Origin of the sequence: Sphingobium xanthum (assembly GCF_019737615.1) — a bacterium.
Taxonomy (GTDB): Bacteria; Pseudomonadota; Alphaproteobacteria; order Sphingomonadales; family Sphingomonadaceae; genus Sphingobium; species Sphingobium xanthum.
In genome coordinates, this window is record NZ_JAHKKS010000003.1 from 404624 (window position 1) to 428582 (window position 23959).

General features: G+C 65.8%; 26 protein-coding genes. 16 read left to right on the forward strand and 10 right to left on the reverse strand.

Annotated elements, in window-relative coordinates:
- The 5 genes from msrA to pabB all read right to left on the reverse strand — a co-directional run bounded on the left by msrA (position 1) and on the right by pabB (position 4308).
- Positions 1–675 (reverse strand): peptide-methionine (S)-S-oxide reductase MsrA, encoded by a 675-nt coding sequence (gene msrA, locus KM135_RS07845; protein ID WP_221713429.1) that lies wholly within the window; start codon positions 673–675, stop codon positions 1–3.
- A 78-nt stretch (positions 676–753) separates the two neighbouring features.
- Complete coding sequence (locus KM135_RS07850; protein WP_221713430.1) at positions 754–1035, reverse strand: hypothetical protein; 282 nt, start codon at positions 1033–1035, stop codon at positions 754–756.
- 165 nt (positions 1036–1200) lie between these two features.
- Positions 1201–2403: a pyridoxal phosphate-dependent aminotransferase gene (locus tag KM135_RS07855; protein ID WP_221713431.1), complete on the reverse strand. Its 1203-nt coding sequence runs from the start codon at positions 2401–2403 to the stop codon at positions 1201–1203.
- A gap of 62 nt (positions 2404–2465) precedes the next feature.
- Positions 2466–3071, reverse strand: coding sequence for an aminotransferase class IV (locus KM135_RS07860; RefSeq protein ID WP_246605847.1), 606 nt, complete (start codon positions 3069–3071; stop codon positions 2466–2468).
- Between the two features lie 58 nt (positions 3072–3129).
- Positions 3130–4308 (reverse strand): aminodeoxychorismate synthase component I, encoded by a 1179-nt coding sequence (pabB, locus tag KM135_RS07865; RefSeq protein WP_221713433.1) that lies wholly within the window; start codon positions 4306–4308, stop codon positions 3130–3132.
- A 119-nt stretch (positions 4309–4427) separates the two neighbouring features.
- Here pabB and KM135_RS07870 point away from each other — a divergent pair, with 119 nt between their 5' ends.
- Positions 4428–5117 carry an NnrU family protein gene (locus KM135_RS07870; RefSeq protein WP_221713434.1) on the forward strand — a complete coding sequence of 230 codons (690 nt, stop codon included), beginning with the start codon at positions 4428–4430 and terminating at the stop codon, positions 5115–5117.
- Positions 5118–5258: 141 nt separating this feature from the next.
- The gene (locus tag KM135_RS07875) at positions 5259–5432 is read left to right on the forward strand and encodes a hypothetical protein (protein WP_221713435.1); all 174 of its coding nucleotides are present in this window, start codon (positions 5259–5261) and stop codon (positions 5430–5432) included.
- A 27-nt stretch (positions 5433–5459) separates the two neighbouring features.
- Here the strand turns inward: KM135_RS07875 and KM135_RS07880 are convergent, their stop codons facing one another.
- Positions 5460–6395, reverse strand: coding sequence for a ribose-phosphate pyrophosphokinase (locus tag KM135_RS07880; protein ID WP_221713436.1), 936 nt, complete (start codon positions 6393–6395; stop codon positions 5460–5462).
- A 192-nt stretch (positions 6396–6587) separates the two neighbouring features.
- Here KM135_RS07880 and KM135_RS07885 point away from each other — a divergent pair, with 192 nt between their 5' ends.
- Positions 6588–8252: an NAD+ synthase gene (locus KM135_RS07885; protein WP_221713437.1), complete on the forward strand. Its 1665-nt coding sequence runs from the start codon at positions 6588–6590 to the stop codon at positions 8250–8252.
- Between the two features lie 21 nt (positions 8253–8273).
- Here KM135_RS07885 and KM135_RS07890 read toward each other — a convergent pair whose 3' ends face one another.
- Positions 8274–8945 carry a hypothetical protein gene (locus tag KM135_RS07890; protein WP_221713438.1) on the reverse strand — a complete coding sequence of 224 codons (672 nt, stop codon included), beginning with the start codon at positions 8943–8945 and terminating at the stop codon, positions 8274–8276.
- A gap of 146 nt (positions 8946–9091) precedes the next feature.
- On the opposite strand from KM135_RS07890, the gene gltX reads away from it, so the two are divergent.
- The 9 genes from gltX (at position 9092) to ribH (ending at position 16805) form a co-directional block, all read left to right on the forward strand.
- Positions 9092–10444 carry a glutamate--tRNA ligase gene (gene gltX, locus KM135_RS07895; RefSeq protein WP_221713439.1) on the forward strand — a complete coding sequence of 451 codons (1353 nt, stop codon included), beginning with the start codon at positions 9092–9094 and terminating at the stop codon, positions 10442–10444.
- Positions 10445–10572: 128 nt separating this feature from the next.
- Entirely contained in the window at positions 10573–11250 is a 678-nt protein-coding gene (locus tag KM135_RS07900; protein ID WP_221713440.1) for an energy transducer TonB, read from the forward strand.
- Entirely contained in the window at positions 11250–11816 is a 567-nt protein-coding gene (locus KM135_RS07905) for a hypothetical protein (RefSeq protein WP_221713441.1), read from the forward strand. The genes KM135_RS07900 and KM135_RS07905 overlap by 1 nt, the downstream gene beginning before the upstream one ends.
- Position 11817: 1 nt before the next feature.
- Positions 11818–12795: a bifunctional diaminohydroxyphosphoribosylaminopyrimidine deaminase/5-amino-6-(5-phosphoribosylamino)uracil reductase RibD gene (gene ribD, locus KM135_RS07910; protein ID WP_221713442.1), complete on the forward strand. Its 978-nt coding sequence runs from the start codon at positions 11818–11820 to the stop codon at positions 12793–12795.
- 134 nt (positions 12796–12929) lie between these two features.
- Positions 12930–13538: a riboflavin synthase gene (locus KM135_RS07915; RefSeq protein ID WP_221713443.1), complete on the forward strand. Its 609-nt coding sequence runs from the start codon at positions 12930–12932 to the stop codon at positions 13536–13538.
- Positions 13539–13552: 14 nt separating this feature from the next.
- Positions 13553–14152 carry a YdeI/OmpD-associated family protein gene (locus tag KM135_RS19725; protein WP_246605813.1) on the forward strand — a complete coding sequence of 200 codons (600 nt, stop codon included), beginning with the start codon at positions 13553–13555 and terminating at the stop codon, positions 14150–14152.
- Positions 14153–14210: 58 nt separating this feature from the next.
- Complete coding sequence (gene ribB / locus KM135_RS07925) at positions 14211–15503, forward strand: 3,4-dihydroxy-2-butanone-4-phosphate synthase (protein ID WP_221713444.1); 1293 nt, start codon at positions 14211–14213, stop codon at positions 15501–15503.
- 2 nt (positions 15504–15505) lie between these two features.
- Positions 15506–16357, forward strand: coding sequence for an EamA family transporter (locus tag KM135_RS19995; RefSeq protein ID WP_221713445.1), 852 nt, complete (start codon positions 15506–15508; stop codon positions 16355–16357).
- Positions 16358–16382: 25 nt separating this feature from the next.
- Entirely contained in the window at positions 16383–16805 is a 423-nt protein-coding gene (gene ribH / locus KM135_RS07935; protein WP_221713446.1) for a 6,7-dimethyl-8-ribityllumazine synthase, read from the forward strand.
- A gap of 160 nt (positions 16806–16965) precedes the next feature.
- Here the strand turns inward: ribH and KM135_RS07940 are convergent, their stop codons facing one another.
- Together KM135_RS07940 and KM135_RS07945 are read right to left on the reverse strand one after the other, a co-directional pair.
- Complete coding sequence (locus tag KM135_RS07940) at positions 16966–17706, reverse strand: hypothetical protein (RefSeq protein WP_221713447.1); 741 nt, start codon at positions 17704–17706, stop codon at positions 16966–16968.
- Entirely contained in the window at positions 17703–18269 is a 567-nt protein-coding gene (locus tag KM135_RS07945) for a TetR family transcriptional regulator (protein WP_221713448.1), read from the reverse strand. The genes KM135_RS07940 and KM135_RS07945 overlap by 4 nt, the downstream gene beginning before the upstream one ends.
- 60 nt (positions 18270–18329) lie before the next feature.
- Between KM135_RS07945 and KM135_RS07950 the strand changes: the two genes are divergently transcribed.
- Positions 18330–19412: an aromatic ring-hydroxylating dioxygenase subunit alpha gene (locus KM135_RS07950; protein WP_246605814.1), complete on the forward strand. Its 1083-nt coding sequence runs from the start codon at positions 18330–18332 to the stop codon at positions 19410–19412.
- 161 nt (positions 19413–19573) lie between these two features.
- On the opposite strand, the gene KM135_RS07955 is transcribed toward KM135_RS07950, so the two are convergent.
- Complete coding sequence (locus KM135_RS07955) at positions 19574–20644, reverse strand: alkene reductase (protein ID WP_221713449.1); 1071 nt, start codon at positions 20642–20644, stop codon at positions 19574–19576.
- A gap of 211 nt (positions 20645–20855) precedes the next feature.
- Between KM135_RS07955 and KM135_RS07960 the strand changes: the two genes are divergently transcribed.
- The 3 genes from KM135_RS07960 to feoB all read left to right on the forward strand — a co-directional run bounded on the left by KM135_RS07960 (position 20856) and on the right by feoB (position 23810).
- The gene (locus tag KM135_RS07960) at positions 20856–21545 is read left to right on the forward strand and encodes a COQ9 family protein (protein ID WP_246605815.1); all 690 of its coding nucleotides are present in this window, start codon (positions 20856–20858) and stop codon (positions 21543–21545) included.
- A 106-nt stretch (positions 21546–21651) separates the two neighbouring features.
- On the forward strand, positions 21652–21945 hold the full coding sequence (locus KM135_RS07965; protein ID WP_221713450.1) for a FeoA family protein: 294 nt from the start codon (positions 21652–21654) through the stop codon (positions 21943–21945).
- Positions 21945–23810 (forward strand): ferrous iron transport protein B, encoded by a 1866-nt coding sequence (gene feoB / locus KM135_RS07970; protein ID WP_221713451.1) that lies wholly within the window; start codon positions 21945–21947, stop codon positions 23808–23810. Before KM135_RS07965 ends, feoB begins: the two co-directional genes overlap by 1 nt.
- Positions 23811–23959: the final 149 nt, after the last annotated feature.

The following is a 23959-nucleotide window of genomic DNA, read 5'->3' on the forward strand; positions in this document are numbered from 1 at the left end:
TCAGGTCGATGGCGCGTTCTTGTACAGCTTGGGAAACAGCGCCTTGAATGCGACCAGTTTGGGCGCGTCCCAGCGGCGGATATAGCCGTGGTTCGGGTTGTGCTTCATAAAATCCTGATGATAGTCCTCGGCGGGCTGAAAGCGGCCGACGGCCTCGATCTTCGTGACGATCGGGTCCCTCCACAGGCCCGATTTGCCGATCTGGGCGAGATAGGCCTTGGCGACCTTCTCCTGCGACGCGCTCTGCGGAAACAGGGCCGAGCGATACTGGGTGCCGTGGTCCGGCCCCTGATAATTGAGCGTCGTGGGATCCGCGATCACCGAGAAGAAGACGCGCAGCAGTGTGCCGTAGCTGACCTGGCTCGGATCGTAGATGACCCGCACGGCCTCGGCATAGCCGGTGCGCCCGGTGCCGATGCGATCATAATCGACGCGCAGCTCCGGCGGGCCGCCGCCATAGCCGGAAACCACGCTCTTGACGCCCTTCACATGCGAGAAGACGCCTTCCACGCCCCAGAAGCAGCCACCGGCGAAATAGGCCGTGGCGGTGCGTGCGCCGGACGCCGGCTCATCAACGGCGGGGACGGGCGCGAGCCGCGCTTCTTCGGCGGCATAGGCGGAACCGGCACCAAGGGCGGTGACAGACAGGCAGAGACTGAAAAACAGGGAACGCATATCGCTATCCTTCGCGGGCTATCCCGAACCCGAAGGAAAGCTGGTGGCGCAAGACTGCTTCGTCAAGCGGCCAGGGCGTCAGAAAGTGCGCGCGAAGTGCAGGCCGAGCGTCATGCGCTCCTTGGGTGCGTCCTTCACCGAAGCGTTGATGAGGAAGCGCAAATCCTCCCGCAGCGACAATATTTCGTCGAGGCTCGGCAAATCGGACAATGCGGCCGTCGATGCCTCGGCGCGCGCCTGCAGCGCCGGTGCGTCCCGCGTGTCGAGCGGGATACCCAGCCGTGCCTTGCGCCGCTCGGGCGCGAGAACGAACTGCGCCATGGTCCGGCTCTGCAAGGCGGCGGTCTTCGGCGCGGCCATGGCCGGCGGCGCGAGCAGGAAGGAGGCACATAGGCCTGCCCCGCAAACACGGATGAATTGCATCGTCGCTGGCCCTCGTTCCTCGAACAAGAGCATGATCAACGATTCTGGTTGATGAGGGCAGAACGCGGCTGGTTGCCGCGATCTTAACCCTGTTTCGCCAGCCTATTTGAGCGCGGCGCAAGCTTCCTGGATGCGCGTGCAGGCCTTTTTCAGGATCTCGTCCGAGGTCGCGTAGCTGACGCGGAAGGCCGGAGCGAGGCCGAAGGCGCCGCCATGCACGGCCGCGACATTGCCCGCTTCGAGGAAATAATTGATGAGATCCTCGTCGGTCGCGATCTTGCGGCCGTCCGGCGCGGTCTTGCCGATACAGCTCGAGGCATCCGGATAGACGTAGAAGGCGCCTTCCGGCGTCGGGCAATTGAGGCCCGGCGCGTCGTTCAGCATGGCAACGACGAGATCGCGGCGCTTGCGGAACGCCTCGTTGCGATCGGCGAGAAAGTCCTGATCGCCGTTCAGCGCCGCCGCGGCCGCCGCCTGGCTGATCGAACAGGGATTGGAGGTCGACTGCGACTGCAGCTTGGCCATCGCCTTGATGATCCACTGCGGGCCACCGGCATAGCCGATGCGCCACCCGGTCATCGAATAGGCCTTAGAGCAGCCGTTCACGGTGAGCGTGCGCTCGTAAAGATCCGGGCAGACCTGCGCGATCGTCTTGAACGGCGTCGGCGCGTACCAGACATGCTCATACATATCGTCGGTCAGGATCATGACGTGCGGATGGCGACGCAGCACCTCGCCGAGCGCGATCAGCTCGTCGCCCGAATAGGCGGCGCCGGTCGGGTTCGAGGGCGAGTTCAATAGCACCCAGCGCGTCTTCGGCGTGATCGCCGCCTCGAGCTGCTCGGGCAGAATCTTGTAGAGCTGGTTGGCACCGGCCGAGATGATGACCGGCGTGCCACCCGCGAAGTTCACGATGTCGGGATAGCTCACCCAGTAGGGCGCGGGGATGATGACCTCGTCGCCAGCCTCGACCGTCGCGAGCAGCGCGTTGAACAAAGTGTGCTTGCCGCCCGAGTTCACGCTGATCTGACCGAGCTCGTAGCTCAGATCGTTGTCGCGCTTGAACTTGGCGGCGATCGCTTCCTTGAGCTCGGCCGTGCCGTCAACGTTGGTATATTTGGTCTGCCCATTGCGGATCGCCGCAATGCCCGCTTCCTTGACGAAATCGGGCGTATCGAAATCCGGTTCGCCCGCCGAAAGGCCGATAATATCCTTGCCCTCGCGCTTCAGGGCGATGACGCGATCGGTCATGGCGAGCGTGGCGCTGGGCTGGATGCGGCCGAGGGCAGCGGAAGTCCGGGGCATGAAGTCACTCCTGGCGGTCAGGGACATGTCCGGGGTCCCGGACGGCGCAGCCCGTAGCGCGCTCAGCCGCCCGGTGCAACCTTGGGGGCAACCACCGTTGCCGCTACGAGACCGCGGGCCGCATTGCCGATGAAGAAGCCCTTGTCGAGATCATGCGGCCGCAGATCCGCTTCCTCCGCCTCGCCCAGATCGAGCAGGCTCTGGCGGAGCACGCCCGGCAGGAGGCCGCGCGAAAGCGGCGGGGTCAGCAACCGGTCGCCACGCTCCACGAAGATGGACGAGAAGCAGCCCTCGGTCAGATAGCCCTGCGCATCGGTCAGCAGCACTTCGAACGTGCCGCCCTTGCGCAGCGCTTCCTGGTAATGGCGGCGGTCGGTCGTCTTGTTGCGGATGCGCAGGTCGTCGCCGGGCAGTGAGCGCGGCACGATCGCCACCTGCATGATCGCCTGCGGCCAGGGCGAGGCGCCCCGCACCTCGACGGCGATCTCACCGCCCTTGGCGAGCAGGACGCGCACGCGCTTGGCCTCAACGAAGCCGAACGTCGCGGCCTGCAGCTCGTTGCGCAGCGCATGACGGTTGAGCCGAAAGCCAAGCAAATCCGCGCTTTTCTGGAGACGGGCGATGTGCAGCTCGAGCATCGGCAGGCCAATTGCCGGGTCGAAAGCCATGGTCTCGATCAGATCGAACCGTAACGCTTCCTCGACCAGACCCACCGCCACCGTCCCTCTAGCGCACCGCGACGAAGCGGGCCTTGTCCAGGCATTCCTGCCATTCCGCATCGGGCTGACTGTCTGCGACGATCCCCGAACCAAGACCGAGTATGCCCGACTGCGCGCCCGATTCCAGCGAAATGGTACGAATGGCGACATTGAACCGCGCACTGCCATCCGGGCCGATATGGCCGATGCTGCCGGTATAGAGGCCGCGACCGTACCGCTCGACCTCACGGATCACTTCCATGGCGCGCAGCTTGGGCGCGCCGGTGATCGAACCGCAGGGGAAAAGCGCCCGGATGACGTCGACCGAGCCGAGGCCATCGCGAAGGCGGCCCTGCACGATCGAGATCATCTGGTGGATCGTCGGATAGGTCTCGACCTTGAAAAGCTGCGGCACCTTGACGCTGCCGGCCTGCGTCACGCGCGATATGTCGTTGCGCAGCAGATCGACGATCATGAGATTTTCGGCGCGCTGCTTGGGATCGGTCGCAAGCTCGACGATCGCCGCCGCATCCTCCTCCACCGTCGGCAGGCGCCGCGCCGTGCCCTTCATCGGCCGGGTCTCGATGCGCCCGTCCTCCAGCGCGAAGAAGCTCTCCGGCGAGAAGGAAAGGATATGCCGCCCGTCATGCCGGATGAGCGCGCCATAGCCGGCGGCGGCCTGCGGCCGGACCGCGGCATAGGCCGCGAGCGGATCGCCGGTGATCGGCAGGCTGGCGAGAAAGGTCAGGTTCGCCTGATAGATGTCGCCGGCGCGGATATAGTCCAGCACCTTGCCGATGGCGGTGTCATAGTCCGCGCGCGACACTAGCGGCTCGACCACGCCCACGGCGTCCCGATCCGGCGCCGGCAGCAAGTCCGGCACCTCCGCGGGCGTGAGCGATTGCCCGTTCTTGAAAAGACCGAACCAGAGCAACGGCCCATTGTCGCCGTCCCGCGGCTGGAAGCGCGTCAGGCGCGGCTCGAAGGCATGGCCCGCCGCATAGCTCAGATAGCCCGCCGCATGCAGACCGCCCTCCGTCGCCGCCTCGATGCGGGCGAGCGCGGGCAGAACATCGTCCAGCCGGTCGGCCTGGACGATCTCCACCGGATCGCGAAACAACATGCTGCGCCCCGCTCCATCCACGCTCGCATCATCGAGCAGGACGAAGGGTGCGTCCGCACCCTCTGGCAATTGGGCAAGACTCATCGCGCTCTATTGGCAGCGCGGGGCGGACAAGGCCAGCCTTTCGGAACCGGCGACAGAAGCGGCGCGCTCCGCTACAACAGGCGGGCACCGCGACCGGTGCCTTTCGCGGGAGTCGCCCGATGGGACAATCGACCTGCCTCGCCCTCGCCATGGCCAGCTTCGTCGGCACGCATCTGCTGCTCTCGCACCCGCTGCGCGCGCCCACTGTTCGCGCCCTGGGCGAGAAGGGATTTCTCGGGCTTTACAGCCTGATCTCCTTCGCGACCCTCGGCTGGGTGATCTATATTATCTGGCGCTCGCCCGCGCAGACGCCGCTCTGGGTCGCGCCGCTCTGGGGCTGGCATGTCGCGACGCTCGTCATGCTGATCGCGACGATCCTGCTGGTTGGCTCGCTGATCGGCAATCCGGCCATGGTCGACCCGACCGGCCAGCCGAAATTCCCGGCGCAGGCACGCGGCGTCTATGCGATCACGCGGCACCCGATGATGTGGTCCTTCATCCTCTGGGCGATCGTGCATGCTGCGCTCTGGGGCACGCCGAAGACCCTGATCATCGCGGCAGGCATCGGCGGTCTCTCGCTGATCGGCGCGCTCGGGCAGGACGCCAAGAAGGCGAAAACGATCGGCGCCGCCTGGCAGGACTGGCAGGCACGGACCAGCTTCATTCCGTTCGCCGCTTTGCTCGGCGGCAGGGCGCAATGGAGCGCGGTGATGCCCGGCGCCATTCCCCTGATCGGCGGCCTGGTCCTCTGGCTGGTCGCGAGCTGGCTGCATCCCATGCCCACCGGCCCGTGGCTGTGGACTGGCTGACACAGTCCGGCGAAAAACCGACGGTACTGCTCCAAAACTGAACAGCCGACCCAACTGATGACAGGCTTTGTCATTGGCCGTTCAGCATTGCGACGCATAGATCGGACGCGGTTGGGGCCAGACGCAGTGGGAGCGGCGGCAATGATGTCCGGCTATGGCAGGATTGCGGGAGCAACGACCGTCGTGATTGCGGCGCTGGCCGTGGCGTCGCTGTTGGAAACGGTGCCCGAGGCGGTGCGCTGGGCACTGCTCATCTGCTCGCTGGGCTTCATCGGCGCGACCCTGCGCCTGCATCAGCTCGACGCACGCTCCTGACGTAACCGAAGACTGGCAGCGACCGCCTCAGTCGAACAGCGAGCTGACCGAGCTCTCGTCCGCGATGCGCCGGATCGCTTCGCCGAGAAGCGGTGCGATCGGCAGCTGGCGAATCTTCGAAGACGCGGTGACGCCGTCCGTCCCCAGGATCGAATCGGTGATGACCAGTTCGCGCAGCTCCGAGCCTTCGACTCGCGCCACCGCGCCGCCCGACAGCACGCCATGCGTCACATAGGCAACGACATCCGTGGCGCCTGCCGCCTTGAGCGCACCGGCTGCGTTGCAGAGCGTGCCGGCCGAATCGACGATATCGTCGATGAGGATGCAGAAGCGTCCCTTCACGTCGCCGATCACGTTCATCACTTCCGACTCGCCGGCGCGCTCGCGGCGCTTGTCGATGATGGCGAGCGGTGCGTTGTCGAGGCGCTTGGCAAGCGCGCGGGCGCGAACCACGCCGCCGACGTCCGGCGAGACGACCATCAGATTCTCATTCGGGAAGCGCGCCTGAATATCGGCCGACATGACAGGCGCGCCGAACAGATTGTCCGTGGGGATGTCGAAGAAGCCCTGAATCTGCCCGGCATGGAGATCGACCGAGAGGACGCGGTTGGCGCCCGCGACGGTGATGAGATTGGCGACGAGCTTGGCCGAGATCGGCGTGCGCGGACCGGGCTTCCGGTCCTGCCGCGCATAGCCGAAATAGGGCATCACGGCCGTGATCCGCTTCGCCGACGCACGCTTGAGCGCGTCGATCATGATCAGCAGTTCCATGAGATTGTCGTTGGCGGGATAGCTGGTCGACTGGAGGACGAACACATCCTCGCCGCGCACATTCTCGTGAATCTCGACGAAGATCTCCTCGTCGGCGAATCGGCGGACGCTCGCCTGCGTCAGCGGCAGCTCGACATAGCTCGCAATCGCCTGTGCCAGCGGCAGATTGCCGTTGCCCGAGATGAGTTTCATGATCGCTGCCCTTGCCGCCTTGCCCCGCGCCCCTCTAGCGGCGCGATGGCCCCCTGAAAAGCCGCTTATGACGGTTTGGCGACAGGACATCGCGCGATTTGCCCGAGCCGCCAAATCGCGCGTTTGGCGTTTTCGCATTCTGCGAGTCGTCGCCTGTTCCAGCCGACTTCAGAATGCTCTAGAGCCGCGCCCATGACCGACCGCCTCCGCATCGCCTTGGCCCAGCTCAACCAGAGCATGGGCGACCTCCTCGGCAATGCCGATGCGATGCTCGCTTGGCGCGCCGATGCAGCGGCCGAGGGCGCCGATCTCGTCGTTTTTCCCGAGCTGCAGCTGATCGGCTATCCGCCCGAGGATCTGGTGCTGAAGCCGGCGCTGGTCGCGCGCGCCGAGACGGAATTGCACCGCCTCGCCGACGCGACGGCGGACGGCGGCCCGGCGATGCTGGTCGGCACGGTGATCGCCAACCAGGGCGCGCTGTTCAATTGCGCAGTGCTGCTCGACGGCGGCGAGATCGTCGCCATCCGCCAGAAGCGCGAGCTCCCCAACTACGGCACGTTCGACGAGAAGCGCCTGTTCGCGCCCGGCCCGCTGCCCGATCCGGTCGAATTTCGCGGCGTGAAGCTCGGCCTGCCGATCTGCGAGGATATCTGGTTCCCCTTCGTGACGGCGCATCTCGCCGAACAAGGCGCGGAAATTCTCATTTCGATCAACGGCAGCCCCTATGAAGTCGCCAAGGACGATTTCCGCATCAAGGGCGTCTGCGCCCAGCGAGTCGAAGAGACCGACCTGCCGCTACTCTATCTCAACCGCGTCGGCGGTCAGGACGAACTCGTGTTCGACGGCGCGTCGTTCATCCTCAATGCTGACGGTGATATCGCGCATTGCCTGCCCGACTGGGACGAAGCGCTGGTCGTCACCGACTGGGTGCGCGAGGCGGACGGCAGCTGGTTCTGCAAGCCGGGAGAAGTCCATGAGCTCGATGCGCATCCCGCCGACATCTACCATGCCATGCTCGTCGGCCTGCGCGACTATGTGAACCGCAATCGCTTCCCCGGCGTCGTGCTCGGGCTCTCGGGCGGCATCGACAGCGCGCTCAGCGCCGCCGTCGCGGTCGATGCGCTCGGCGCCGACCGAGTCTGGTGCGTGATGCTGCCTTCGCGCTTCACCAGCCAGGAGAGCCTCGACGACGCCGCGGAATGTGCGCGGATGCTCGGCTGCCGGCTTGACAATATCCCGATCTCACCGGCGATCGAAGGATTTGACGCAATGCTGGCGGACAGCTTCGCCGACCGGAACGTCGACATCACCGAGGAGAATATCCAGTCGCGCATTCGCGGCGTGGCCTTGATGGCGCTCTCCAACAAGTTCGGCCACATGCTGCTCACCACCGGCAACAAGAGCGAGATGAGCGTCGGCTATGCGACCATCTATGGCGACATGGCCGGCGGCTATTCGGTGCTGAAGGACGCCTACAAGACGACGGTGTTCGATCTCTCGCGCTGGCGCAACGAGCACCACTCTTCGCTCATGCTCGGCCCGGACGCTCCGGTGATGCCCGAGCGCGTCATCACCAAGCCGCCGACGGCGGAGCTGCGCGACAACCAGAAGGATTCGGACAGCCTGCCGCCCTATGAGGTGCTGGACCCGATCCTCTACGGCCTCGTCGAGCAGGAAAAGGCCGTGGATCAGCTCGTCGCTGCCGGCTTCGATCGTGCGACCGTGACCCGCATCGAGCGGCTGCTCTATGTTGCGGAATATAAGCGCCGCCAGTCGCCTCCGGGTGTGAAGCTCGGCGGGCGGAATTTCGGCCGCGACCGGCGTTACCCGATCACCAATGCCTTCCGGACGGGGTGAGGGGATTCACTTGACGATCGCTCAGGGCTGAGCCGTCAAGCCGAGTCCATGTTCGCGATACAGCGCTTCGGACAAGATCGCGGTGAGGAACGGCCGGGAGACTTTCATTGACGCGCCTGCCGGAAAGCACGAGCCGAGCAGAGGCTGCAACGCAGAAAGGGCTTCCGTCTCGGCGGCAGTCCCTGGGTCGGGAACGACATAAGCACGCGCTACGCCGACATTGGACCGCACGACACAGCCCGCCAGTGCCATCATGTTCAGATATTCGACCGAGTTTGGTGCCTGGGGGTCAATCACGAATGCCTTATAGTCGATCGCCGGTTCTACCAGCCGATCCGCAACGTCTTCCTTGAGATACAGGACCCGGAACATTTCGCCCCGGAAGAGGAAGACCGGCAGTTCCATCTTTCCGTCAAACGCGCAGGGCAAATCGTTGATGAGCGCACGCCTGGCCTTTTTACCATCCTCCCCCGGTCGGTCATATTTTGCATCGATATAAGCCAATGCTCGCGCCGTCTGCGCCTCAACCACGCATTTCGTGAAGCGTTGAACGAGAATCCGTGCGCGCGTCACGGCAGACACGTCACTGCCCGAAGGCGGCGTAATTTCTTCGCCGCTGCGTCTCTGGCCGGCGGCGCCGGATATGATCGAGGCGCCCAGAATGCAGGCGAGAAGAGGCTTTCGAAGCTTCATATGATCTCCGGTTTTCAGCGTTTGAGCATATCTTGCGCACGAAGATGAGGAAGTACCAGCTGCGCCGCCCAATCTTCAATGAGCCCGCGTTTGTCCATTTGGCCGCTCCCGCTTGCATCTCCAAGCCTCGGGAGTAGAGCGCTCCCATGACCGTCATCACCCGTTTCGCCCCCTCGCCGACCGGCAATCTGCATGTCGGCAATATCCGCGCGGCGCTGCATAACTGGCTCTGGGCACGCAAGATGGGCGGCAAATATCTGTTGCGCATCGACGACACCGACACGGAGCGGAGCGAGGAGCGGTTCGTCGAGGCGATCCGGGCCGATCTCGCCTGGCTCGGCTTCGACATCGATGGCGAAGCGCGACAGTCGGCGCGGGTCGATCTCTATGAAGCGAAGTTCGAAGCGTTGCGCGCGGCAGGCCGCGTCTATCCTTGCTTCGAGAGCGCGCAGGAGCTGGACCTGCGTCGCAAGGTGCTGCTCGGACGGGGCTTGCCGCCGGTCTATGACCGCGCCGCGCTCAAGCTGACGGCGGACGAGATCGCGGCGAAGGAAGCCGCCGGGGAGCGCCCGCACTGGCGCTTCAAGCTCGATCATGGCGCGGCCATCGAATGGGCCGATCTGGTGCGCGGGCCGCAGCATTTCGAGCCGCATCTGCTCTCCGATCCGGTCATTCGCCGGGCGGACGGGAGCTGGCTCTACATGCTGCCTTCGGTGATCGACGATATCGACATGGGCGTGACGCATGTGATGCGCGGCGAGGATCATGTCTCCAACACGGCGACGCAGATCCAGATGTTCGCCGCGCTCGGCGCGGACTTGCCGCGCTTCGCTCATATGGCGCTGCTCACCGGCTCGGAAGGCAAGCTCTCCAAGCGGCTCGGCTCGCTCGGCGTCGCCGATCTGCGCGCGGCAGGCATCGAACCGCTGGCGATCAACGCGCTGATGGCGCGGCTCGGCACCAGCGACCCGGTCGAGCTGGTGACGAACATGGCCCCGCTGATCGAGCGCTTCGACTTCGCCCATTTCGGCCGGGCACCGGCGCGTTTCTCGGACGAGGAACTGGCCGGGCTCAACCAGAAGATCGTGCATCTGCTGGACTATGGCGCCGTGGCGGACCGCGTGCCTGCCGGGATCAGCGCGGAGGTCTGGCCGGTGATCCGGCCCAATCTCGCGACTGTCGCGGAGGCCGCCGACTGGCTGCCCGTGCTGGGCGGCGAGATCACGGTGGCGACGCTCGAAGAGGACGATCGTGCGTTCGTCGCGCAGGCGGCCGATGTGCTGGGCACAGTGCCGTTCGAGAGCGATCCCTGGCACGCGCTCACCGGCGCGCTCAAGGACGCGACCGGGCGCAAGGGCAAGGCGTTGTTCCTGCCGCTGCGACTCGCGCTGACCGGCATGGATCATGGCCCCGACATGGCCGCGCTTCTGCCGCTGATCGGCAAGGATCGGGCGCTGGCGCGGCTGCGCGCGGCGGCGGGAATTGCAGCGTCCGCCTGAACCTTCAGGCACGATTTCAAACAGATAGAACCATCGGTTCGTCCTGAAAACCACTCCACCGACAGCCTATTGATGTTACATCATAACGTGATAGTATATCATCACTGAAGCTGAACAGGAGAGGTTTCATGTCCGACACGTCCCTGCCGCGGCAAGGCTATGCCGCCCATCGCTCCCCCAGCGCCTTTGCCGCCGCCATTGTCCTCAATGGCGGCGTTTTTGCAGCGCTCATCGCTATCCCGGCCGCCGAGGTCATCCGCTGGGTCGATCCTGGTATCGAGGTCATCAACGTTCCCATCAACCCGCCGCCGCCGCCCAACCCGGTCGAGAAGGAAAAGGCAAAGGTAGAACCGAACAGAACGCAGCGGGTGACGCCACAGCCGACACTGTCCGATCCGATCGTCGTCCCGCCGATCGTCGAGACCGGCGGCGGATTCATCACCGGCGTCGAACCGCTTGGCCCGGTCGGGACCGGCGGGGACATATTGCCGATCGATCCGCCCAAACCGCCGGTTCTCACCAAGGCGAAGCTCGACCCACGCTTCGCCGAAAGCTTCAAGCCCGATTATCCTCCGGCCTTGCGGCGCGAGGGGCTGGAAGGCAGCGCGACGATCCGGGTCACCATCGACGAGCGCGGGCGCGTCATCACGGTCGAGCTGGTCAAGGCGACCGATCCGCGCTTCTTCGAGGAAACGAAGGAGCAGGCCCTGCGCCACTGGCGCTTCCAGCCCGCGCGTCGCGATGGCGTCGCCACCACCAGCGAACAGACGATGACGGTCCATTTCCGGCTGGAGGACATGGACTGATGGGACAGGCGGCGGGCGGGGGTGCGATGGCCGTCATCCCCGCGCCGCTTCCCCCGTCACTTCCCAACCGGGCGCGGGATGCCTATGTTGCGGGCATGGCCATTTTCCCTCGCCCGGTGTCGCCGAAAAGCGCGCTCTCCGATCTGCGCGACATGTTTTCGCCGGATCGGCCGCATCGCTGGAGCATTCTCGCGCTCTCCTTCGCGCTGACCGGGCTGCTGCTCTGGGGCTTCATGCTCGATTCGCGCACGCCGCCAAAGCCGCGCGAGATCTTCTATGTCGAAAACTGGATGGCGGATCGCAAGGACAGCGACATCATCCGCAAGCAGATCGAGGACATCGCCATTTATGAGGCGGCACTCAGCAAGAAGCAGCAGGAGTTCCAGAAGGTCGCCGACCGGCTCGGCATCGAATGGCGCGAAGAGGAAGTCAAAAACAAGGCGCGGCGCGAGGCCATTATCGCGGCCATCCAGAAGCGCCTCAACGAGCGGCTGAACGACGCGCTGGCCAAGGAAGCAGCGGTAGGCGGCGGGCGCACGCCGCCCGGCACGGCAGCGGCGCCCTGATTTGACCAGCGATACGGCCTGGCTGGCCGCCGCCATCGCGCTGTCGCGGCGCGGCGAAGGCCGTACCGCGCCCAATCCCTCGGTCGGCTGCATCCTGCTTGATCCCTCTGGCCGCGTCGTTGGGCGCGGCTGGACGCAACCGGGCGGGCGACCCCATGCAGAGGCAATGGCGCTGGAACAGGCCGGCTCTGCGGCGCGGGGCGGCACGGCCTATGTGAGTCTGGAGCCTTGCGCGCATGAATCGGCGCGTGGCCCCTGCTGCGCCGGCCTGCTCATCGATGCCGGCGTGGCGCGTGTCGTCATCGCCGCCGGCGACCCTGATTCGCGCACCAATGGCGCCGGCATCGCCCGGCTCCGAACGGCCCGAATCGCGGTGGACGTCGGCGCGCTGGAACGCGAGGCGCAGGCCGCCATGACCGGCTTCTTCGCCCGACAACGGCACGGGCGCCCCTTCGTGACCCTGAAGCTCGCGACGTCGCTCGACGGCTGCATCGCGCTGGCCGACGGCACGAGCCAGTGGATCACCGGCCCCGCAGCGCGCGCGCACACGCATCTGGAGCGCGCCCGCCACGAGCAGATCCTCGTCGGGCACGGCACGCTCGCGGTCGACAATCCGCGCCTCGACGTGCGGCTGCCGGGCCTCGAAGCGCGTTCGCCGACGCGCTGTGTGCTGACCCGCAGCGGTACGGCACCGGACGGCTGGGTCCCTGTGGGAAGTCCGGCCGACATCGCGACGCTGCCGGGCGATCGCCTCCTGGTCGAGGGCGGCGCGCAGACAGCGGCGGCGTTCATCACGGCCGATCTGGTCGATCGGTTGCTGCTCTATCGCGCGCCGATCCTGATCGGCGGCGGCAAGCCCGGTCTCGGCGATATCGGCCTCGGCAATCTGACCGAGGCGCATTGCCGCTGGCGGCTCACCGATGCACGCAGCTTCGCCCCCGATCGGCTCGAGGTTTACGAGCGCGTGCGCGCGGGATAGAGCCTCAGCGGATTTTCCAGCCCGTTCGGGCTGAGCTTGTCGAAGCCCCGTCCTTGTCTTCCGAGCAGAAGAAGACAGCGCAGCCATTCGACAAGCTCAGGGCGAACGGATTTTCGAGATCGAAGACAGCTCTTATGTTCACCGGCATCGTCACAGACATCGGCACCATCCGCTCGGCGGAACAGCGCGGCGACCTGCGCCTCATCATCGGCTGTCATTTCGACATGGTCACGGTCGCCATCGGCGCCTCCATTGCCTGTTCGGGCGTTTGCCTGACCGTGGTCGACAAGGGGCCTGACTGGTTCGCCGTCGATCTGTCTGCCGAGACGGTTTCGCGCACCGCGCAGGGCGCCTGGGGCGAAGGCCGCGCACTCAACCTGGAGCGCGCGCTCAAGATCGGCGACGAACTGGGCGGCCATATCGTCACCGGCCATGTCGATGGCATCGGCGAAGTGGCCGCGATCGCGATCGAGGGCGATTCGCACCGCGTGACGATCCGCGTGCCTGCCGATCTCGCGCCATACATCGCGCCCAAGGGATCGATCACGATCGACGGCGTCTCCCTGACAGTCAATACCGTGACCGACGGGCCGGGCGGTACCACCTTCGGCCTCAACATCATTCCGCACACCTGGTCGGTTACGACCTTCGGCGCGCTGACTGTCGGGCAGCCGGTCAATCTCGAGATCGACGTGCTTGCCCGCTATTTGCATCGCATGCGGGAGCATGCCACCGCGCAGTAAGGAAGAGGCCAGACATGGTGCCGGTGAAGGTCGATCCCAGCAAGGTCCATGAATTCGAGACCCAAGACCGCTTCTATGCCTGGCTCAGCCAGCATCACGCCACGCAGGACGAGGTCTGGATCCGCATCCACAAGGTTGCATCCGGCCTTCCCTCGATCACGCCCAAGGAAGCGATCGATGTCGTGCTCTGCTGGGGCTGGATCGACGCAGTGCGCAAGAGCCTCGACGCCACCAGCTACCTCCAGCGCTACACGCCACGCACGAAGAAGAGCATCTGGAGCAAGATCAACGTCGATAATGTCGCCCGGCTGATCGACGAGGGCCGAATGACCGAACATGGCCTGCGCCAAGTCGAAGCGGCGAAGGCAGACGGCCGCTGGGACCGCGCTTATGGCGCCGGCAAGGAAATGCAGATCCCCGACGATCTCCAGGCCGCGATCGATGCGGAGCCCGCCGCCAGAGCAATGCTCGCGACGCTGAGCGCGCAGAACCGCTTCGCGATCGCCTTCCGAACGCATAACATGAAGACGGAAGCGGGCCGGGCGAAGAAGGTCGCGACCTTCGTGGACATGCTGAAACGCGGCGAGACCATCTATCCGCAGAAGAAGCGCTGACGCCAGGTGTGATATAGAGCTTGGCTGATCACACCGCAGTGTGATAGTGGCCGCCGCCATGAGCAGCACCCTGATCGATAACGCCCGCAAACTGGTCCGCGACGGCATCCTCTCGCGCTCCGGCCTCGCCCGCGCCGCCGGGCTCCACGCCAACAGCCTGCGCCGCATGGACGAAGGTGACTGGAACCCGACGGCCGAGACGCTCGGCAAGCTCGAAAGCTATTTGTCGGCCCGCGAACATGGCACGGCCCTCGCCAGCGCCGAAGAGATCATCAACGAAGCGCGCAACGGCCGCATGTTCATCCTGGTCGATGACGAGGACCGCGAAAATGAGGGCGACCTGTGCATTCCCGCGCAAATGGCGACGCCCGACGCGATCAACTTCATGGCGACCTATGGCCGCGGCCTCATCTGCCTCGCCATGACGCGCGAGCGGATCGAGAAGCTCAACCTGCATCCGATGACGCCGAACAACGGCACCCGCCACGAGACGGCTTTCACTGTCTCGATCGAGGCGCGCGAGGGCATCTCGACGGGTATTTCCGCCGGTGACCGCGCCCGCACCGTGGCCGTCGCCATCGACGCCTCCAAGGGGCCGCAAGATATCGTCACGCCCGGCCACGTCTTCCCGCTGATCGCGCGTGACGGTGGCGTGCTGGTGCGCACCGGCCATACCGAGGCGGCAGTGGACGTCGCGCGGCTCGCCGGGCTCAATCCGTCCGGCGTGATCTGCGAGGTCATGAAGGACGACGGCACCATGGCGCGCCTCGATGATCTCATCCTCTTCGCCCAGAAGCACAAGATGAAGATCGGCACGATCCGCGATCTCATCGCCTATCGCCGCCGCAACGATCACATGATCGAGCGCCGCGCCGAAGTCAGCTTCACCAGCCGCTGGGGCGGCGAGTGGCGGGCGATCAGCTTCTACAATCGCGCCACCGATTCGGAGACCGTCGCGCTGGTGAAGGGTCATGTCTCGCCGGAGACCCCGACGCTCGTGCGCATGCACCAGACCTCGCTCTTCGCCGACATTTTCGGCGAGGACGGCCCGCGCTCCGGCCTGCTGGCAGGATCGATGGAGATGATCGGCAAGGAAGGCGCCGGCATCGTCGTGCTCATCAACAAGCGGCCTTCCGACGGCCTCACCCGCACGATCCACGCCCGTACTGTCGGCATGCCCGAGGTCATCAAGACGGCCGAAGAACTGCGCGACTATGGCGTGGGCGCGCAGATCCTGGCCGAGCTCGGCGTGCATGACATGATCCTGCTCACCAACACCAGCCACAATCTGATCGCGCTCGACGGCTATGACCTCTCGGTCGTCGAGGAACGTCCGATCACGCGCATCTGAGCGTGGCGCCGGCCGTCGCGCTTGGGCTGGGCCTTGCCCTGTTCTCTGCCTTCACCTCGGCCTTCGCGCATGCGACGCTGAAGTCAGGCATCAACAAGCTGGCGGTCATCACCTGGATTCGCTTGTGCGAGTTCCTGGTCGCGCTGCCTCTGGTCTTCATCGTCGGCCTGCCGCCAGCGAGCCTCTGGTTCTGGCTGATCGCCGCCGTCGCCATTCACGCCGCCTATCAGCTCGTCCTCTCCGTCTCCTATGCGCTCAGCGACTTCACCGCGGCCTATCCGATCGCGCGTGGCTTCGTGCCCGTGTTCACCGCCATTCTCGGCATCGCCTTTCTCGGCGACCGGCTGGATGGCATCGCGCTGATCGGCGTCGCGACGGTGAGCGCCGGCATCCTCTGCCTCGCCGGCGGCCGCTCGATCACGCGCGCCGGCTTCATCGCGGCCGCCACGGCCGGCCTGTTCACCACCGCCTATACATTGGTCGATGCGAAGGGCGTCCGCGCGGCACCGGACATGCTGACCTTCGTCGCCTGGTTCCTGCTGCTCGGCGCATTGCCCATGCCGGCCGTCCTCTTCGCGCGCTACAGGGGCGCCGCACTCGGCTTGCTGGTCGAGGACCGCAAGGCAGGCGTGCTTGCCGGCGTCCTCGCCATCATCTCCTTCGTGCCCGCCCTGTTCGCGCTCGGCCTCGCCCCGGTCGGCGCGGTCGCGGCGCTGCGGGAGAGCAGCGTCATCATCGGCTTGCTGCTCGGCGCCGTGCTGCTCAAGGAACGCCTCGGCTGGCGCCGCCTCTCCGGCAGCTTGCTGGTGACGGCCGGGACCATCGGCGTCATCGTCCGCGCTGCCTTCGTCTGACTTCCCTCTCAAAAGGATTCCTCACATGGCCAAGTTCCTCATCGTCGAAGCCCGCTTCTACGACCATCTCAACGACCTGTTGATCGCAGGCGCCAGGGCCGCGCTGGAGGAAGGCGGGCACAAGGTGGACCTGCTGACCGTGCCCGGTGCGCTGGAAGTGCCGGGGGCCGTCGCCATGGCGGCGGAAAGCGGCCGCTATGACGGCTTCGTGGCGATCGGCGTGGTGATCCGCGGCGAGACCTATCATTTCGAGGTCGTCTCGAACGAAAGCGCGCGCGGCCTCATGGCGCTCACCATGGACGGCATCGCCATCGGCAACGGCATCCTGACGGTCGAGAACGAAGCGCAAGCACTCGTGCGCGCCGACCCCGCGCAGAGCGACAAGGGCGGCGGCGCGGCCAGGGCGGCGCTCCGCATGCTGGAGATCGCGAGTCAGTTCCGGGATTGAGGGGCACTCGCCTCCCCAAAAAGTTTCCGTTCGCCCTGAGTAGGGGCTGAGCAAAGTCGAAGACCCGTATCGAAGGGTCAGTGTGCGACATCGATCCTTCGATATGCCACTTCGACAGGCTCAGTGGCTACTCAGGACGAACGGAGGTTTTGGAGGGGCCCTAATCCGCCCTAACCGTCACTTCCGTCACACCGCTATTCCCGGTGCGAATATTGCGCGCGAACAGCACGAGCCGGTAGCTCCCCCGCCCCGGCAGTGCGACCGACCCCTCATAGCCACCCGGCGCGGTGACGAAGGCGAGCGGCGCCACCGCGACTTGCCCGTTCCTCGCCCAGAGCGAGGCTTCGACGGCATAATCGGCACTGTCCCACAGGCCGCCCGGTGTGATCGGGCAACCGCACATCAGCTCCACCTTCGCGCTGATCGCAACCTTGCCGTCCGCCACGCTGGTCTGCGGCGAAATGACCAGCCCCGGCATCTCGACCACCCAGCCCTCGCCTTCCGTGACGGCGCGGCCGGGCATGATCCAGCGCTGCTGCGTCACGCGCAGGACCGAGCCGGGAAAGCCGAGCGGCCCCTCGGCGATCAGCTCGACATGCGTCGGTACGGCGATATCCAGCGACGTGTTGAAAGCGGCGGCGTCTGCTCCGGCGCGATCGGGGCTGCGGCCCTGCGCCTGCATGATCTTCTGCGTGTCGCCGGTGCCGCCCTCGGTGAGGCCGTGCGCCAGCACTGCGCCGGTCGCCACATCCCGCAAGGTGACGCGCACGCCGCCCATCGACGTGCCGATATATTTCGCATCGCGCGCGATCACGCGCACGGTGACGGCGGTCGGCTCGGCCAGGGACGGCGCGGAAAAGGTCAGCAACATCAACGCCGTGAACATCGAGCGCACCATCATGACGTCATCTCCTCGAAGCCGCGCACCAGCGCTTTCAGCCCGCGCTCGAAACTCTCGTCGAAGTTCAGCATCTCGTCGAGATAGTCGTGCATCGGCCCGTTGGCCTCGAAGCTCGCCCAGCCGAGCGCGAAGGAAATGACCGATGCCTCACAGGAGAGCGCGCGTGCTTGATTCAGCCCGAGCGCGACCAGCGGCGCGGCGATGCGCCTGGCATGCTCGCCGATATCCGGATCACTGGGGCCACGCGCGATGGCGCAGAGTCGCGCGGCATCGCGATGCCCGGCAAAGGCGATCCGCAGCGCGCGACCGAAGGCGAGCAGCCAGGCCCGCCAGTCGGTCTCCTGCGGCACGGCGGCATAAGCACCCGCATAGATTTCACGCGCCATCAGCCCCAGCAGCTCGGCCTTGTCCCCGATATGCCAATAGAGCGCCGGCGCCTGCACGCCGAGCCGGCTACCGAGGCGCCGCATGCTGAGACCTTCGAGCCCGTCTTCCTCCAGCTGCGCGAAGGCGGCGCTCACCACGCGGTCGAGATCTAGGGGAAGCTGGGAGGTGCGCGCCATGCGAACCGGATTGACTATTTAACACTGTTAAGTCAATAGTGTCGGCAGGAGAGACAGACGATGAGCGCCAATATGCCGAACACAGCCATGTCGAACTATGCCCGCAATGCCTGGTACGTCGCCGCCTGGTCGCAGGAACTGACGGTCGAGAAGCCCTTCGCGATCAGTATTCTGGGCGAACCGGTCGTAATCTGGCGGACGGCGAGCGGCGCGCTGCACGCACTGGAGGATCGCTGCGTCCATCGCCTCGCACCGCTCTCGCTCGGCCGCTGCGAAGGCGAGAAGCTGCGCTGCATGTATCACGGCCTGCTGTTCGATGCGGCAGGCAAGGTGGTCGAGATCCCTGGGCAGGAGCTGATCCCCAATCACGCCCGGGTGAAGCGCTATGCGGTAGTCGATCGCCACAGCTGGATCTGGGTCTGGATGGGCGATGCCGATGCGGCCGATCCGGCGCTGATCCCGCCCGCCGTGGGCTTCGACGATCCGGATTATATCCTCGGCCACGGCCATCTCGATTATGCGGCCGAGGCGCGGCTCATCAACGACAATCTGCTGGATTTCAGCCATCTCTCCTATGTGCATGCCAACAGCTTCGGCGCCGGCCCGCAATTCGCGCAATCGACCCCGTCCGTCATCCCGCTGGAGCGTGGCGTGCGCTTCGAGCGCTGGATTCCCAACACGATGGGCATGTCCAACCGCAAATCGGACACGCCGATCGACAGCTGGCAAAGCTACGACTTTCTGGTGCCCGGCGTGCTGCTGATGTGGAGCGCGCAATATCCGCTCGGCACCGCCGAAAAGCTCGGTTTCGCCCCACCGGCCATGGAGCATGCGATCGCCGGGCTAAACTTCACCAGCCAGGCGGTCACGCCGATGACCGACAAGACATCGCGCTATTTCTTCTCCTGGGGACCGCACCGCGCCCATGGCGACAAAAAGATGCGCGACGCCATGATGGGTATGGCCGGCATGGCCTTCGCCGAGGACAAGGTGATGATCGAAGCACAGCAGCGCGTGATCGACGGGACCGTCGATCCGCGCATCATGCCGACCAGCCACGACAGGGGCGTGACCTTGTTCAACCGGCTGGTGAAGAAGCTAGCGGAGCAGGATGGTAGCAGTGCGGCGCGAGACGCGGCTTAACGAGCAGGATCGCCCTGTCTCATACTGTTCCCCGGCGAAGGCCGGGGTCCAGACTCGGCGCGCAGCGCCGAATGCACGCTATCGCGCGCTTCTCGTCAGGGACTGGACCCCGGCCTTCGCCGGGGAACAGCTCAGACAGGTCTCTGAGCGAGAAATCGCCCTTACGCCACCGCCGCCTCGTAGCGCGGATAATCCGCATAGCCCTCATCGATCGGACTATATGCCCCCGGCCCCGGCTTCTGCTCGGCCAGCGGCCAGCCCTCGCGGAAGCGATCGACCAGATCCGGATTGGCGATGTAGGGCCGCCCATAGCTGATCGCGTCGGCGCGGCCAGACGCCACTGCCTCATTGCCGTCGCCCAGCGTATAATCGCCATTCAGCACCAGCACGCCCTTGAAGGCCTCCCGAATGACCGGCGAAAGTGCCGGCTGCGCGTCGCTCCGGGCTTCGCGCAGCTCCAGGAACGAGAGCCCGATCTTGTCCAGCTCGCGCGCGACATAGGCGAACAGCGGCTCGGGATTGGAATCGATCACACCCTGCACCTCGCCATTGGGCGAAAGGCGCACGGAGACACGGTCCGATCCGATCGAATCGACCAGCGCCTGCGTCACTTCCAGCAGCAGCCGCGCCCGATTCTCGATCGAGCCGCCATAGTCATCCGTCCGCTGGTTGCTCGAATCGCGCAGGAACTGGTCGATGATATAGCCATTGGCGCCATGGAGCTGGACGCCGTCGAAGCCAGCGCGGATCGCATTGTTCGCGGCGTTCACATAGTCGGCGATAAGCCCCGGTATCTCGTCCACGCGCAGCGCGCGCGGCTCGACATGCGGCTGGCGGCCTTCATAGGTGAAGGCCTCGCCCGGCGGCGCGATCGCACTCGCCGAGACCGGCTGCTCGCCCGACATGGCGGGATGCACGACCCGGCCCATATGCCAGAGCTGCGCCACGATCCGCCCGCCGGCCTCATGCACGGCCTGCGTCACCGGCTTCCACGCCTCGACCTGCTCGTCGCTCCAGAGGCCCGGCGAATAAGGCCAGCCCGCACCCTGCACGCTGATCGGAATAGCCTCGCTGATGATGAGGCCAGCGCCGGCCCGCTGCGCATAATAATCGGCGATGCGCGGCAGCGGCACATGCTTGTCCGTGCCGCGCCCGCGCGTCATCGGCGCCATCATGATGCGATTGGACAGCGTGACCGGACCGAGCGTGATGGGATCGAAGAGAGTCGTCATGAAATAGCTCCCACTTCAATTGCGATTTGAAACTTGTCTTGGATCGCAGAGCTAGGCACGTGCAGGCAGGCTTGCAACCGGGCGACCGATGGGGATGCCCAAGATAATCTTCCTGCCTTGACGGCGCGGCTTTAGGGGCAGGCCAACCAAGAGGCCCCCTACAGAGGAGAAGCCTGTTCCGATTTCCCCGCCGCACGCCTATGACGGACGGATGATCGCCCCGCCCCGACCCGAGACCGGCATGTCCGAGGACGAAACACTCGACAGCCTGCGCCTGCGCCTCGCGCCGCTGGTCGCTGCCAACGCCGCGTTCGACGGATGGTCGAAGGATGCCGTCGCGATGGCGGCCGACGATGCCGGCGTCGACCGCGACGTCGCCGCGCTTGCCTTCGACGGCGGCGCCATGGCGATGATCGATGCCTGGTTCGCCAGCGTCGATGTCGCCATGCTGACCCGCTTTCCGCCAGACGCGCTCGCCACGATGAAAATCCGCGAGCGGATCACCGCGCTGGTCGAAGCGCGGCTCGCCATCCTCGCGCCGCATCGCGAAGCCTTGCGGCGGGCGCAGGCCATTCTCGCCATGCCGCGCTATGCGAGTCGCGCGGCGCAACTCGGTTGGCGCGCGGCCGACATCATCTGGCGCGCGGCCGGCGACGCCGCCGTCGATTATAACCACTATACCAAGCGCGCGACCCTGGGCGCCGTCTATGCCGCGACGCAGTTCGTCTTCGTCAATGACGAGAGCGAGGACCATGCAGAGACCCGCGCCTTCCTCGCCCGGCGCATCGAAGGCATCATGAATTTCGAAAAGGCCAAGGCGCGCTTCACCGGCAATAGCGACCAGCATTTCAGCATCCCGCGCTTTCTGGGCCGCCTGCGCTACCGCGCCGCCAACCGGTAACCCCCGACAAGACAATCGCTTCGCCGCGCAAATAGCGCATCATGCCCGCTTGCCCACGGCGCACCTTATTGATAACCACTCGCATCAAAGACGAAAGCCAGCCTGCTTGCTCCTCACTGCCCTTGCTCCCAACCAGCCTGCCTATATCGACCGTGTCGATTGGGCCGCCATGTCCGACTCAGACGGAAAGCGCCTGCGCGAGCTCGGCTTGTGCGAGGGCGCGAGCATCGAGCTGCTGCACCGCGCCGGCTTGCTTGGCTGGCTGCTGAGCCGGCTCGGCATCCGGCGGCGTGGTGCCCATGCCTGCCGCGTAGGCCGCATGATCGTCGCGATGCGCGCCACCCATGCCGCCGCGATCGAGGTCCGCACCGGGGCGGACGATGAAGCGGGCGCGGCCTGATGGACCATAGCGGCCTGATCGCGCTGGTCGGCAATCCCAATGCCGGCAAGAGCGCCCTGTTCAACGCCCTCACCGGCGCCCGGCAGAAAGTCGGCAATTATCCCGGCGTCACCGTCGAGCGGAAGGCCGGCAAGCTCGCCCTCTCGGACGGGCGCAACGTCGACATCGTCGATCTGCCCGGCACCTACAGCCTCGATCCCAAGAGCCCGGACGAGACCGTCACGCGCAATGTCGTCTTCGGTTATCAGGATGGCGAGCAGCAGCCGGACATGCTGGTCATCGTCGTCGATGCCGCCAATCTCGACAATCACCTGCGCTTCGCGCTCGAGTTGCTCGCGCTCGGCCGTCCGAGCGTCGTCGCGCTCAACATGGTCGATCTCGCCACCCGCGACGGGCTTGAGCTCGACGCCGATCAGCTATCGAAGGATCTCGGCGTGCCGGTCATCCCGACCGTCGCCGTGCGCCGCCGGGGCCTCGATCATCTGCGCGAGGCCATCGAAGCCGCCGTGCCCGCCCATGGCCAGCCCCGCGCGGTCTTCGTGCCGCATGCCGAGCGCGGCGAGACGGAACTGCGCCGCGAGGCCCAGCGCATCGCCCGCCGCGCGATCGTCTCCGAGACGCCGACGCGGCGCTTCACCGGCGCGATCGACAAGGTCGTGCTTCACCCGGTCAGCGGCCCGATCATCCTCCTCGCCCTGCTGTTCGTCATCTTCCAGGCCGTGTTCAGCTGGTCAGAGGCGCCTGTCGCCCTGATCGAGGAGACGTTCGCCGCGCTGCAGACCGGCGTCGAAGCGGTCCTGCCCGATAGCTTCCTGCGCGACATGATCGTGCAGGGCGTGATCGCCGGCGTCGGATCGGTCGTGGTCTTCCTGCCGCAGATCCTCATCCTCTTCTTCTTCATCCTGATGCTGGAAGCGACCGGCTACATGACCCGCGCCGCCTTCCTGATGGACGGCCTCATGGCCAGGGTAGGCCTCTCCGGCCGCGCCTTCATCCCTTTGCTCTCCAGCTTCGCCTGCGCGATCCCCGGCATCATGGCGACGCGCACCATTTCCGATCCCAAGGACCGGCTGACGACGATCCTGATCGCGCCGCTCATGACCTGCTCGGCGCGCTTGCCGGTCTATGCGCTCATCATCGCCGCCTTCATTCCCGATCGCGCGGTCTGGGGCGGCATCGGGCTGCAGGGCCTCGTGCTGTTCTGCCTCTATCTCGCCGGGATCGTCGGCGCGCTGATCGCGGCCGTCGTCCTGCGGCTCACCGTCACGCGCGGCAGCCAGGGCAGCTTCCTCATGGAACTGCCCAAATATCAGATGCCACTGCTGCGCGACGTCATCATCGGCCTGTGGCAACGTGCGTGGATATTCCTGCGCCGCGCCGGCACGATCATTTTCGTCACCACGATTATCCTGTGGCTGCTCCTGTCCTTCCCCAAGCCGCCGCAGGGGAGCAATCAGAGCCTGGTCGAATATAGCGCCGCCGGCCGCATCGCCAGCGTGCTGGAGCCGGTGCTCCGTCCCATCGGCTTCAATCACGAGATCGCGCTCGCCCTCATCCCTGCCATGGCCGCGCGCGAGGTCGCCGTCTCGGCGCTCGCCACCGCCAATGCGATCGAGGAAAGCGACGACGAGGAACAGACCGCACAGACCCTCGGCGAGCGCCTCCAGGGCCGCTGGACGCTCCCGACGGCGCTGGCCTTCCTCGCCTGGTTCGTTTTCGCGCCGCAGTGCCTCTCGACCATCGCCGTCACAAGGCGCGAGACCAACAGCTGGCGCTGGCCTTTGTTCATGACCGGCTATCTGTTCGTTCTGGCATGGCTCGCTGCGGGCGCCACCTACTGGACGGCGGTGTCAGCGGGTCTTTAGGCCGGCAAACACGACCCTCCCCGTTCGGTTCGAGCGAAGTCGAGAACCGTCCCGCGCGGTGATCAACATGTCTCGACGATGCTCGACACGAACGGAAAATGAGGGTCATGCGAAGCTGGACGGGGATGATCGCTGGTCTATAAGCGCAG